Here is a 13,146-nt window from a genome sequence, read left to right on the forward strand (position 1 = left end):
CAGCAAATTATATTGAAAATTTACTAAAACTACTTACTATTTTGTGCTCCTTGGCAAAGATTTATTAGATATAGTTCCATAAGAATATTTATATATATTTTATGAGAAAATAGAACTATAAAGTTTATATTAAGGTAATGCTTTGGTAAATAAATATGACAATTTAAAAGGTGTAGAGGTTCCTCAAGAGATTGCAGATAAAATGATTACATATACTGAAGATTTATCAGAAGAGGATCTTTTGCTAATAGAAGAACAAGCTGAACTTTATCAACCCAATAATCAAACAATTATTAACCTAGATATCATTCCAAATTGCATCTACCCAATCTGTCCAACTCATTTTTTGATAAAAGCCACCAGTTTTCTAAAATCCAAAGGTGTTGTTCTGTCAAAAGATTTACCTGAAGTTATCAAAGAATTATGTATTGTTTTTAATAATTGTATTTCTAGTCAAAATAAGTATTCAATGATTAGCTCAATGGTTTATCCTGCCCAAACAGGTACAGGGAAATCTCTATCGCTTCAAGTTTATGTTTCCATGCTCAAAGATCACTCATCACTTATTGTTGTATCCACTGTTGATGCAGCTATTACTTATTGTGAGACCATCAATCAACTAAGTGATGATGCCACGTATGCAAGAACCACTTATGCACTTAATGAAAAAAACAAACAGCATATTTTAAGGGTTGAAGGTTATGCCTTAAAAGATTACAGAGCAATTGTTATTACCCATAGTATGTTTAAAAAATTGAATCAAAAAGTTGATGTCGATACTTATAAACTTTACAAAGGCAAGCAAAGAGACTTAGTTGTCATAGATGAAAAGCTATCAATGTATGAACAGTATAAAGTCACATACAGTGATTTAGATAATTTAAAAAATAATCTAGAATCCATATTCTCAAAAGTTAAAGATTCTATAAAAATTGATCCAACACAAGCTACCATCAATTTTTTAAGTACACTACAAAACTACCTTGAAAAACGTGAAAATGACATTATTACAGATAAACAAGCCTTACGTTTCATTGGAGATGATATTTCCGACGAAGAACTTGAAACTATTGATATTAATGATTCCAGATTTTTTAAAGCATCTTGTCCGATAGTTATGATTCCAAATAAATATATTAATGATTTAATGCAGGAAAAAAACCTTGATATTATAAGCACAATCACATTGATGAAACAGCTGCTTGAAGCAAGAATCAATCAGTTATTTAGTGAAATAAAGGATTTGGGAGGTTTAGATAATCCAGTCTATAAAGAACAAACACTCAAAAACTCCTTAGAGCCAATTAGCATTTTAGAAGAGGTTTTAAATGAGTGGTTTTTACTCTATAAAAGCAATTATGAAAAGGCAATTTTTCGAGTAGGAGATATATCTCACAAGCTTGGAAAAAATGTAGTGCTAGATGCCACAGCAACCGTTAATGAATTTTACAAGATTGCCAATAGAGCTTTTGGATATGTTGGCATGTATAATGCAAAACAAATCAGAAAATATGAAAATCTCACCATTCATAAAGCCAAAGGGTTCAAACAAACAAGATATGCTTTGTATAAAAAAGGCGATGATTATACAGCCAACAATGCTAAAGTGTATGCATCTTATGCTATGTCTGTATTAACCGATGTGGATGATAAACTTTTAATCATCTGTCATAAGACTTTCAAAAACACTCTTAAAACTACACTAGATGATCCAAGAATTGAAATGACTCACTGGGGAGATCATGTTGGCAAAAATGACTGGAGTGATTGCAATAAAGTCATGGTTATAGGTTGGAACTATTTAAACCCTTTGAAGAATATTTCAGATATTTATAATGCGGCTAGAGAAATTGATCTCGTTTCACTTTATCTCAATGATGATATCATTGATACTTTTGTTATAACACAACTTGCTGACGATCTAGTCCAAGCCATTATGCGCTCAAAAGCTAGAACAATTGCGACTGATGATTCTGATTGTAACCCTACGGAAGTTTATCTTTTTTATCATGATGATCCAATGAGCAACAGAGTATTGGAAATCTTTGAGAAGCAGTTTCCAATGGCTAAAATACAACAATGGAATCCAATAGGCGTCTCACTCTCATACAAAAAGACAAAACCGATGCTCAATGCTGATAAAGTTATTGATCTATTAAAAATTAAAGAAGCTACGCAGACAACTTGCTTACTGAGTGATGTTATAGAGCAAACCTCAATTCCAAAATCTACGATGAGTCGAATTGCGACCGATGAGTACTTTTTGCAACAACTTCAGGTAAATGGTTATAGCCTACAATATAGAAACGGTAAGGAAAAATACTTTGTTCTACAATGATTGTTCCATTTGAAAATATGTATTATTTATGAGGAAATGGAACAATAAAGCTATAATTAAGATTTAATCTCTAATAATCTACCAAACACACCTACCCCACTCCTCACTTAGGAGACGTACCGCTTGGAAGAGTGTTGCGTGTTGCGTCATACCTCAAAAAAAGCTTTGCGAAGTTTACTGAGCGAAAGCTTTTTGAAGAGGGATGAAAGCATAAGCGCAAAAGCTCTGACAAGGGGAGGAAAGTCTCCGTATCTCTTTGTTATTTTTTTTAAACTAAAATACGATGGCTCTACGCCAATGAAGTTTTCGCTCTTTCAGAGCTCATCATCCCTCACCCTCAGCTTTTCATTCTCGTTCATTCGATGCGCTGCGCACTCAGTCGCAAGCTCCTTCGCTTGCGCTGCTCTCTCACTCCTCAATGAACGCTTCAGGCTTGGGATGACCACTTCCAACAAAAGAAGGGGTGGTGGTTGTTGCGCAAGACTTCATAATCTACGGTAGATAATACAGCTATCGACAATAACATACACTCCAATCTTTTAAAAAGCATACACCAACCTACACCCAATTGCATTGTAAATTATCGCACGAAATCTGAGCAGGGTAGATTCCTTTTATACCACACAACAAGACCCTGCCCCCCCGACATCACTCCCACACAAGGATGCTTTTACACGCATATCTACACCCACACATCCCTTGATACCTCATGCTTATTTCCCACACCATCAAAACTATCGTTTTTCTTTGCTTTTATGATGGGGTAAGGTTGCGCTTTGGTTTATCCATAAAGCTCTATCCTAAACATAGCGATTCCATCACCTTGGCAGTAGAAATAAGCCCTAAAGCGATGCGTACACAACCCATCACTCACCTTCAAAGTTAAGTCCTCTTATTTCGTAAAAATGACCTTCACAGAAGCCATCTATCGCACTCTACCCATCACCCTTATTTCACGTCCCTATTCATCGCTATTTCATTCATTCAAAAATAAAACATAACAGAAAACAACAATCTTATCCCAACAAAGGAGGTTCCCATTCACAACCAACGTTTTATCTACGGTGCTCTCTAAAGAGTCAATCCCAATAACGATACCAAGCAATACGCAACGTATCGTTTAACATCATAAGGAGTTTATCATGCGTTACAACGAACAAGGAAAGGTGCTCGCATCATGGTATCAAGGAGAAAGTTTAGATGAATACCTCAATGCGATGTTTGGCTATTACGAAGCGGAGAATAAAGCGAGTATCTCTCCTGTAGATAAAGATGCAACCTACGAAGAGGTAGATAAGACAGTGAGTGTTCCAGCACCCACTGCGATTGCATACCGAAGTACATTCGAAACCATTTTAGCTAAATTTGGTTTAGACTTAAGCGATGCCTCATTCGATGAAATCATCAAAGGTGACTATTATGCGGTCTTAAAGCGTCATGGACTGGTAGATAATAGTGCAAGCAATAATGTATCGTACCAAAGCTTAGGCGGTGTGATATGAAGCTTTTAACCAAAGAGCTTGAAGCCAAACTACCCCCTTTGTATTCTCAAGATGGTAAAGGTGATGAAGCTCTAGCCTTGGTAAAGTTCTTTACGCCAGACTCTTCTTGGACATGGTATGCCACGGAGTATGACCCAGTGGAGCGTGTGTTCTTTGGTCTAGTAGATGGCTTGGAAAAAGAGCTTGGGTACTTTCGTTTGGATGAACTCGAATCCATCAAAGGACCACTGGGTCTTAGCATTGAACGTGATATTTACTTTGAGCCAACAAGGCTTTATGAGCTACGTTAAGGTCAGATTTGGGAGTAGATAGTTGTGTCATTGCACAATGAGCATACCATCTTATCTACTCCCACCACAATAAATAAATCAATCAAAAAACAAAGGAGCAAACCATGTCATTGATTCAACAAACCAACCGTTACGCCTTAGAGCGTGATATCGAAAGTGCCAATGAAAGCAATGTTCAGTGGCTCAAAGAACGCTTTAAAGAAGTACTTGAAAGCAATAAGGAGCTCACAAGAAAGTGTGATTATCTAGGATACTCCATCCTTGGTATTGATGCAAAAGTACAGCTGTTAGAAGATGAAATCAAAGAGTTACGCTTTGTTAAAGACAAACTCAAAGGTGCAAAAGAGCTGGCATTAGAAGTAGGAGCCGAACTCTTTAGTGAATACGGCATCGCAAAACTTGAAGGGGCAGGTATTTCATCCATTACGCTCTATCAACCCCTACAATCTCCAAAGCTCTCTCTTACCATTACCAATGAGATGGCACTTATCGAAGCTGGATTTGTAAAGAGGGTCGCAGATACCGAAGCCATTAAAGAAGCCTACCTTGGTGGTCAGTATGTAGAGTTGATTCATGCTTGTTGTGAAATTGAACTGCATGCATCCACAAGCCCTAAGCGTTTAAAGATTAACAAGCGACGAGCTGTGAACAATCTTGCTTCATTATCTACCAAAGAGGAGCAGGCATCATGAGTCACTCCAACGAATACTACCGACAACAAAAGGAAAATGCTATCTCGTTCAATCCTACCACAGGTGAGATTATTACCGAAGAGCTCAGTGGCGATGAAGCACTGCTCAATGCTACCAAAAAGCAAGTGTTAAGACTGCTTAAATCGCATGACTTTGTCCTCATTAATGGGGTGTATGAAGCTAAAAGGGATGGTCTTATCAAGATTCTCTCATCACTACCTATAAGTTATCAGTGGCAGTTGGAGAAGAGTGAACTCAAAGACAATTACGCCCATGTGGAAGGAACACTCCATGTTAAAGTAGGAGAACTTGAGCGTCAATCTTCTGGGTTAGGGATTTGTGAGCTAAAAGAACTTAAAGGTACAGGTGGACTTCATTTTATGATGGCACGAGCTGAAACCAGAGCTTTGAAACGTGCGATTGAAGTTCTGTTTGGAAGTGTTATAAACTACTATGTGCGTCACCATTTATTGGCAGCGTAGGTAACAAGTATAGGCTCATTCTAGCTATCTAGGTGAGCCTATAATCAACTATAAAATCATAAAGGAAATCAGATGTTAAAACTTTATATTACAGACCTCAGTGCTTACAACAATGGATTCTTAGTTGGAGAATGGGTAACGCTGCCTTTAAGTGGTAAAGAGCTCTATCTAGCTATCCAACAAGTGCTTAACGAAGGAGAATACCTGTGTCAATCAGATTCAATCCATGAAGAAATCTTTATCACTGATTATGAGTGGATGGGACTTGAACTCTTTAATGTCAGTGAGTATGACTCTCCTTGGGATGTGAATGATGATGTTGGCAAAGTATTAGAACTGAGTGAGTCCAAGCAAAAGGCAGTGGCATTTCTTCTGAGTCAACAGATTACCTACGATGTGGATGACGCTATTGGTAAAGCCGATGATGTGATTATCCATGAAAATCAAACTTTAGAAGATGTGGCGTATTATCTGCTTCAAGAGTGTTATGAGCTCGATAAATTACCGCCTATTATTGCCAATAACATTGACTACGAAGGCGTGGCAAGGGAGCTGGATTGTGATGGAAATTACTTTGAAGTGGATGGGGATGTGTTTGAATATTGTGGGTAAAAAAGGTAAGAGCACAATGTACAAAGGGTCATATTTTGTCACTTTAACAGAAGATTTAAGATGCCTTGAATTTTAACTTTTTTATTCACGTAAAACAAAGAAAAAGTTAAAAATTTAACCCTACTTTTACTCTTTTTGCATTATATTTGGCAGAGGGGAGAAGAAGCAAAGAGATTTCTTTGCTTCTTGAGAGGTTTAGAATTTGTAGTTAAGACCTACATAGTATTGGACAACATTATCAGCTTCTATTTTTGCATTTACGACTGCTGGAGCATAAGTAACAGAGTCTGAGCCTGATGAGTCTACATTACTTTTCATATATCTAGCGCCAATCTCAAGTTCAATATTTTTAGTAGCAGCATAAACAATTCCCGCTTCAATGCCATAATTAAAGCCTTTTAGCTTATCCATTCCCATCAAAGCAAGGTCGGCATCGTCTATTTTTCCTTTTGTATAAGAAGCATTAACGCCTAAAAAAGGTGTAAAGTCAGACTTATTTTTAAACATATAGTCATAGCCTAAGCCTAGTGAATAAGATGAAAAATCATCTTTTTCATTTTGCTTACCTAAACTGCCATAAACTCTTCCATATTCAAAATATTTACCAACTTTTAAAGCCTCGTAAGTTGCATTTAACTTAGATGTTTCTGACTCAGAGGCAGTAACACCGGCAAGAGTTACTGTTGCTGTATCCGTGAATTTCATTTTTTGTGCACCAAACTCACCACCAACAAACCAACTGTTATCCATATCCGCTGCCACTAGTGCAGAACTACCAACCAATAGCAACGATGCTACGATTAAACTTTTTTTCATCCATTCCCCTTTTTTACAGACTATAGTCTGTTGTAATCAAAATTATAACCCACTAAACTTAGTTTAAAATTAGCGACTATGGTAAGTTATTGGAAAATCTATATTTTGAATTCAGCGAAGAAGAAATGTCAGAGTTTTATCGCTGCATTGGAAGAAACGTTAAAAAACTTAGACAGAAAAAAGGTTTGACTCAAATGGAGTTAGGACTTGCTCTTGGTCATACAGGAGTAGGTACAATTTCTGTCTCAGAAGTTTATTACAACAAAAAACATTTTAATTTGGAACACCTTTATAAAATAGCTCACATCTTAGAAGTTGATATCTGCGAATTTTTTAAGCCCACTGAGTCAATCTGAATTTAACTTCTCAACATCTCCCAATACGCATCATATACTTTTGTGAGTTCATTTGTTTCGTAGGCAGTGTAGATTATTTGTAGATTATTTTAGCTTTTTTAGTCAAAAAACAAAGTCACTTGATTGATTTTGACCGCAAATACTTTCTCTTGTTTAAAATAATAAATTATTATAATTTAATATTTAGTAAAATACCAACAAACATCCTAAAATAGGCGTTAGTGAAAACTCTCCACCAAGCGTTGTACCAGTAAATTCCACCCATCCACGAGTACAAAGATAAGCAGCTTAAAAGGTAGCGAAATCATCGCAGGGGGAAGCATCATCATACCCATTGCCATCAACACAGAACTCACCACCATATCGATAACCAAAAAAGGCAAGTAGAGCAAAAAGCCTATCTCAAAGGCTGTTTTTAACTCACTAATCATAAAGGCGGGCATCGCGACGGTTAAGGGCACATCTTCAATATTTTTAGGGTTTTCAAGGTTACGAATACGAAAGAAGAGTGCCAAATCTTTCTCACGGGTATTTCGAATCATAAAGGCTTTAAAAGGCGCTGAGCCTTTCTCAAAAGCCTCTTGATAGCTCATTTTCTCTGCTAAATAAGGCTTAATTGCCACATCATAGGACTCTTTCATGACAGGTTCCATGATAAAAAAGGTCAAAATCATCGCCAAAGAAACCATCACTTGTGAAGGTGGCATCTGCTGTGTTCCTAAGGCTTGACGCAAAAATGAGAAGACAATCAAGAGACGTAAAAAACTGGTCATCATGAAAATGAGTGAAGGGGCTAAAACCAAAATGGTTAAAACCAATACCAAATTCATACTGGTCACAAGCTGTTGCGGAGAGTCTGGCGCACTCAAAGAGAGATTGACGGTCGGAATGGTGTCAGCACCAAACGCCATAGGAGTAAGGGAGAGCAAAAGCAAGAGTAACACCCTCTTTAAGTTTTTCAAATAACGTCCTTCAATGTAATTGCATGATTTTAGTTGCTTTTGCGTTAAAAACCTTTTAATCTTTAAACAACTTTTCGTTAAAATAGACGCCAAACAATGCGTAGGAAGACCAATTTATGAATATTTCAATTGCAATTATGGCAGCGGGGCTAGGCACGAGAATGAAGTCCACACTCCCAAAAGTCCTTCATGAAATCAGCGGCTTTGAGATGTTATACCACATCATCAAAGAATCCCAAAAAATCAGCGATGACATCCATGTCATTTTATACCATCAAGCAGAGCTCGTTCAAGAGAAGATGAATCGCTATTTTTCAGGGATTCACTATGTCATTCAAGACCACCAAAATTTTCCAGGAACAGGGGGTGCCATTCGTGGAGTCAACCCAAAATATGAAAAACTACTCGTCTTAAATGGCGATATGCCTCTGCTTGAAGCAGAAAATATGCAAAATTTTGCACATTTAGAAGCCGATGTCGTTATGAGTACCTTTACATGTAAAGAGCCTTTTGGTTATGGACGTGTCATCATGGATAACGAGCACAATGTCCTCAAAATCGTTGAAGAAAAAGATGCGAATACTGAAGAGAAAAAAGTCACTGCGGTGAATGCGGGTGTGTATCTTTTTAGAAGCGATTTTTTAAAGGAAAACCTCTGCAAACTTACCAATGAGAACAGTCAAAAAGAGTATTACATCACTGATTTGATTGCTCTTGCCAATGCTCAAAATAGAGCTGTTAAAGCCCTTTTTGTCGATGAAAAAACCTTTATGGGCGTAAACTCGAAGCACCATCTTTCCATCGCTGAGGAGCTGATGCAAGAGCGCATGAAACGTCGTTTTATGGAGCAAGGAGTGAGTATGCGCCTTCCTTCAACCATCTACATTGAAGCGGATGTACAGATAAGGGGTGAGTGCAAACTCGAAAATGGCGTCACACTGCTTAAAGGCACGGTTTTAGAAAATGCCCATATTAAAGCGCATTCGGTGATTGAAAAAAGCGTGATTAAAAACTCTGATATTGGACCCATGGCACGCATTCGTCCTGGTTCTATCATTGAAGATACACACATTGGAAACTTCGTAGAAGTCAAAAAATCAACCCTCAAAGGGGTTAAAGCGGGACACTTAAGCTACCTTGGTGATGCAAGCATTGATGAGGGAACGAACATCGGCTGTGGGACGATTACATGTAATTACGATGGCAAAGCCAAATACCAAACCATCATCGGTAAAAACGTCTTTGTCGGAAGCGATAGCCAACTCGTAGCACCCCTCACGATTGCGGATGATGTGCTTATCGCTTCAGGGACAACCGTTACCAAAAACATCCCCAAAGGTGCCTTAGCCATTAATCGTGCCCCTCTTAAAATCATGGAAGGCTTCTTCTATAAATTTTTTGGAAAAAACCATGCATAAAGAACTGTTGCTAGGCAAAAAAATTCTTCTAGGCATTACAGGCAGTATTGCGATTTATAAAGCCTTAGAGCTGATTCGTCTTTTCATTAAATCGGGCGCTGAGGTAAAAGTGGTGATGAGTGAAGATGCGAAGAAATTTATCGCACCGCTTACCTTTGAGACGCTGAGTCAAAACAAGGTTTTACATGGTGAAACAGAGAGTTGGAGTGAAGGGCTGAGTCACATTCACACAGGCAAGTGGGCAGACCTTTTTCTTATAGCTCCAGCTTCTGTGAACACCATCAATAAACTTTCTCACGGCATCGCCGATAACCTACTCACACAAACGGCTATTGCCTTTACGAAAACGCTTATGTTAGCACCATCTGCCAATACCAATATGATGCTCAATCCCATCACGCAAGAGAGTTTGAGTAAACTCGCCCACTATGGTTATGAAATCATCCAACCTCAATCCAAACTGCTTGCTTGCAATGATGAAGGTGTAGGCGCTTTAGCGGATGTGGAGGAGATATTTTATCGCAGTGCCAAAGCGCTTCTTAAAGAGCCCTTTTGGCAAGGTCGTAATGTCATCATTACCGGTGGTGGTACAAGGGAAAAAATAGACGATGTGCGCTGTTTAAGCAACTTTTCCAGTGGTAAACAAGCCTCTGCTTTAGCACTCTGCTTATACCTCAAAGGGGCAAATGTGACGTTAATTAGCAGTGGAGAAACGCCCCTTTTACAAGAGATAAATCTTTTACATGTAAAGAGTAGTTTTGAGTTACACCATGCGTTAACGCATCAAATGGAACAACAAAAACGCTCAGAGAAAATGCCCTATCTTTTTATGGCAGCCGCCGTGAGTGATTATGTACCCCTTCATTCTCACAGTGGAAAACTTAAAAAAGAGACCCTTGGAGAGATTTTTATCCTAGAGCTCAAACGCAACCTTGATATTCTCTCCACCATTCCTAAAAAAGGCTACAAAGTCATTGGTTTTAAAGCAGAGCTAGATGAAAAAAATGGTCTGATTAATGCCCAAAAAATGCTAGAAGCCAAAGAGCTAGATGCTGTGTGTCTGAACATACTCAAAGAGCAAAATAATTTTGGAAGCAATAAAAATGAGATCACGTTTATTACCAAAACGCATGTTGAAACCCTCCCTCTCTCAGATAAGTTTCATATCGCTCAAGCCATCGTTGAACAATCACAAAATATATGATCTCTTCGTTGCAAAAACTCGTTGGTATTGGTAGTGATATAGGGCGCACAAGTAGCTCTTCCGTTCCTTTCAATGCCGCCTTACCCATTAGCATTGAAGTGCTGAAAAAGATAGATGCAATGCGCTATCGACTCAGGGTTGGACGTAAAGAGTTAAGTACCAAAAGCCATAAAACCCTAGATGAGGGGCAAGTTTATTGGGGTAATTTTTTTGAAGGAAAAGGAGGGGTTTTGACCCTCTCTCACCTTTATAAACAACCACGCCTTTTTCAAGATGAGACCTACTTTCTCCCCATTGCGTTAGAAGATTTTTTTGAAAATGAACCTATCCAATACGAAACCTTCAAACACTTTTTACTGCAAATTCTAAGCGATAAAACCATATCCAAATCCCTTTTTCAAACCTATACAACAATGCTTCTTGCGCTGAGTAAAGGGATTGTGCATGCGCCACTGTTGCATGAAGGGAAAAAGGTTTTGGTGCAACTTTATCATGAGGCTTCTTCGATTCATTTTTACCTTGCCTTTGAACATTTAGGCCCCCTACATGGTCAATTAATGGCAAATCATACGACACTCACCTGTCTTTATGAAAACACTTTTATCCTCCTAGAAAAAGCTCTGCGTCAGCATAAGAGTGTGGCACTGGAGTTGGGACTTGAAAAAGAGATAGAGCCTTTTTTTGAGGGCAGTGATTTAGTTTTAGATATTAAAGGTTAATGATGATTGAACTTCTTTTAGTTATACTCTTTGGTTTATGCGTAGGTTCTTTTTTAAATGTCGCCATTTTGAGGCTTCCTAAAGGAGAGAGTATCAATCTTCCCGCATCGCACTGTCCCCTCTGTTTACACCCTTTGCGCTGGTACCATAACATTCCCCTCCTTTCATGGATCTTTCTTCGAGGCAAATGTGCCTTTTGTCACAGCCCAATTTCGGTACAATACCCTCTTATTGAACTTAGCAGTGCCTTCGTGTATGGAATCGTCTATTTTAGAGAACCTGCGCTGGTTCAGGCTTTGCTGATAGGTTCTATTTTTGCCCTATTGTTAGCGCTAAGTATCATTGATTTGCGTTATAAAGCTGTACCTGACGCACTGAGTTTGCCTGCATTGATCATTGCTTTTTGCACAGCTTCACCTTTGGAGTCACTTCAAAATGGACTTTTATTCATGGGTGCATTGAGTTTACTTCGCTTTTTGGTTTCGTTTTTAACCCAAAAAGAGGCGATGGGAGAAGCTGATATTATTATTGCGGGAATTATCGGTGCACTTTTAGGCATTAAACTAGGAATGGCAGCCATTTACATAGCTGCTCTTATTGCATTGATAGCCTTTATGGTTGTACGAAAGAGAGGATATGAACTCCCCTTTATTCCCTTCCTCTCCTTAGGGCTTTTTATCACATGGCTTTGGAGTGAGCCTATCTTATCTTTTATGGAATCGCTATATGAATAGAACCAGTCGTTATCTTTTAAAACATTTTGGAGCACTCTTTAGCTCATTATTTTTTATTCTTTTTTTCATTACGTCTATTGTGTTTTTTATCAAAATTACGGCACTTACAGCCATTATTCAGATGAATTTTTTAGAATTAGGAACGCTTTATATTTACCTGCTCCCAAGAACCCTTGTCTATACCTTGCCTATTACCTTTTTTATCGCATTGTGTATTACCCTTTTTAATCTTTCAAAAGAGAATGAAACGATTGTACTCTTTACGCTAGGCTATAATCCCCAAAAAATTGCACGTCTTTTTTTGTTGCTTGCAACAGGGCTATCGCTCCTTTTAATCCTCAATATTTTCGTACTCATTCCTATTTCAAAAGAACTCAATAGCAATTTTATCGATTACAAAAAAGCAGAAGCCAAATTTAATATCAAAGCCAGTGAATTTGGTCAAAAATTTTCACAATGGCTTGTTTACATTGAAAAGAGTGATGATCAAAAACACTTTAGTGGTGTCACACTCTATCAAGTACCCACGCCAAACGAGGATGAAAGACTCATCCTAGCGAATAATGCTCTCATTGAAAATACCGATGGAAAACTACGACTCAATCTCGAAGAGGGAAAAATCTTTGAGTTTAAAAAAAATGAGATAGAACAAATCAATTTTGAACGTATGCATATCAACTCGCAGCCCAAAGCAGGTATTGGCACGATTCAAAGTGTCAAAGAGTATTGGAATGGCGTTTTTGTCAATTCAAAACGTGCGTATGAGTTAGCTTTCTTTCTACTGATTGCGCTTTTCCCTTTAGCGTCAACACTGATTGCGTTGAGTATTGGGATTGTGACCTATCGCTATAACAAAGGGGGTATTTATATCGCCATGTTTGCAACAATTTTTATCTATTTTGCTGCTGCAACGCTCTTTTCCACATGGCACCCACAAAGTGCGCCTCTTGTTGTGTTTATCCTTACCTTCTTTATCGCTTATCGTATCTATCTAAAGTACATTAAAACGGTTTATTAAACC

Annotated in this window: 14 protein-coding genes; 12 read left to right on the forward strand and 2 right to left on the reverse strand. The window is 38.0% G+C overall.

Going from position 1 to position 13,146, the window contains the following annotated elements; translation table 11 throughout:
• Positions 1-142 precede the first annotated feature (142 nt).
• From SDEL_RS05670 to SDEL_RS05695, 6 genes are all read left to right on the forward strand, one after another.
• A complete protein-coding gene (locus SDEL_RS05670; RefSeq protein ID WP_012856894.1) occupies positions 143-2,338 on the forward strand; it encodes a hypothetical protein in 2,196 nt (731 codons plus the stop codon).
• Positions 2,339-3,480: 1,142 nt separating this feature from the next.
• On the forward strand, positions 3,481-3,840 hold the full coding sequence (locus tag SDEL_RS05675) for a hypothetical protein (RefSeq protein ID WP_012856896.1): 360 nt from the start codon (positions 3,481-3,483) through the stop codon (positions 3,838-3,840).
• Positions 3,837-4,130, forward strand: coding sequence for a DUF2958 domain-containing protein (locus SDEL_RS05680; protein WP_012856897.1), 294 nt, complete (start codon positions 3,837-3,839; stop codon positions 4,128-4,130). The genes SDEL_RS05675 and SDEL_RS05680 overlap by 4 nt, the downstream gene beginning before the upstream one ends.
• 104 nt (positions 4,131-4,234) lie before the next feature.
• A complete protein-coding gene (locus SDEL_RS05685; RefSeq protein WP_012856898.1) occupies positions 4,235-4,822 on the forward strand; it encodes a hypothetical protein in 588 nt (195 codons plus the stop codon).
• The gene (locus tag SDEL_RS05690) at positions 4,819-5,304 is read left to right on the forward strand and encodes a hypothetical protein (RefSeq protein WP_012856899.1); all 486 of its coding nucleotides are present in this window, start codon (positions 4,819-4,821) and stop codon (positions 5,302-5,304) included. Before SDEL_RS05685 ends, SDEL_RS05690 begins: the two co-directional genes overlap by 4 nt.
• A gap of 72 nt (positions 5,305-5,376) precedes the next feature.
• Positions 5,377-5,916 (forward strand): antirestriction protein ArdA, encoded by a 540-nt coding sequence (locus SDEL_RS05695; protein ID WP_012856900.1) that lies wholly within the window; start codon positions 5,377-5,379, stop codon positions 5,914-5,916.
• A gap of 195 nt (positions 5,917-6,111) precedes the next feature.
• Here SDEL_RS05695 and SDEL_RS05700 read toward each other — a convergent pair whose 3' ends face one another.
• On the reverse strand, positions 6,112-6,732 hold the full coding sequence (locus SDEL_RS05700) for an opacity family porin (RefSeq protein WP_012856901.1): 621 nt from the start codon (positions 6,730-6,732) through the stop codon (positions 6,112-6,114).
• An 89-nt stretch (positions 6,733-6,821) separates the two neighbouring features.
• Here SDEL_RS05700 and SDEL_RS05705 point away from each other — a divergent pair, with 89 nt between their 5' ends.
• Positions 6,822-7,088 carry a helix-turn-helix domain-containing protein gene (locus tag SDEL_RS05705; RefSeq protein ID WP_012856902.1) on the forward strand — a complete coding sequence of 89 codons (267 nt, stop codon included), beginning with the start codon at positions 6,822-6,824 and terminating at the stop codon, positions 7,086-7,088.
• Positions 7,089-7,306: 218 nt separating this feature from the next.
• Here SDEL_RS05705 and fliP read toward each other — a convergent pair whose 3' ends face one another.
• Positions 7,307-7,999 (reverse strand): flagellar type III secretion system pore protein FliP, encoded by a 693-nt coding sequence (gene fliP, locus SDEL_RS05710; protein ID WP_049767081.1) that lies wholly within the window; start codon positions 7,997-7,999, stop codon positions 7,307-7,309.
• A gap of 167 nt (positions 8,000-8,166) precedes the next feature.
• Here fliP and glmU point away from each other — a divergent pair, with 167 nt between their 5' ends.
• The 5 genes from glmU to SDEL_RS05735 are packed head-to-tail and all read left to right on the forward strand — an operon-like array spanning position 8,167 to position 13,143.
• Positions 8,167-9,468 (forward strand): bifunctional UDP-N-acetylglucosamine diphosphorylase/glucosamine-1-phosphate N-acetyltransferase GlmU, encoded by a 1,302-nt coding sequence (gene glmU / locus SDEL_RS05715; RefSeq protein WP_012856904.1) that lies wholly within the window; start codon positions 8,167-8,169, stop codon positions 9,466-9,468.
• The gene (gene coaBC / locus SDEL_RS05720) at positions 9,461-10,672 is read left to right on the forward strand and encodes a bifunctional phosphopantothenoylcysteine decarboxylase/phosphopantothenate--cysteine ligase CoaBC (protein ID WP_012856905.1); all 1,212 of its coding nucleotides are present in this window, start codon (positions 9,461-9,463) and stop codon (positions 10,670-10,672) included. Before glmU ends, coaBC begins: the two co-directional genes overlap by 8 nt.
• 8 nt (positions 10,673-10,680) lie before the next feature.
• Positions 10,681-11,391, forward strand: coding sequence for a hypothetical protein (locus tag SDEL_RS05725; protein ID WP_223295850.1), 711 nt, complete (start codon positions 10,681-10,683; stop codon positions 11,389-11,391).
• Between the two features lie 2 nt (positions 11,392-11,393).
• Positions 11,394-12,125 carry a prepilin peptidase gene (locus tag SDEL_RS05730; protein WP_012856907.1) on the forward strand — a complete coding sequence of 244 codons (732 nt, stop codon included), beginning with the start codon at positions 11,394-11,396 and terminating at the stop codon, positions 12,123-12,125.
• Positions 12,118-13,143, forward strand: coding sequence for an LptF/LptG family permease (locus SDEL_RS05735; RefSeq protein WP_012856908.1), 1,026 nt, complete (start codon positions 12,118-12,120; stop codon positions 13,141-13,143). The genes SDEL_RS05730 and SDEL_RS05735 overlap by 8 nt, the downstream gene beginning before the upstream one ends.
• Positions 13,144-13,146 lie beyond the last annotated feature (3 nt).

Source organism: Sulfurospirillum deleyianum DSM 6946 (assembly GCF_000024885.1).
In the GTDB taxonomy this organism is placed as follows: domain Bacteria; phylum Campylobacterota; class Campylobacteria; order Campylobacterales; family Sulfurospirillaceae; genus Sulfurospirillum; species Sulfurospirillum deleyianum.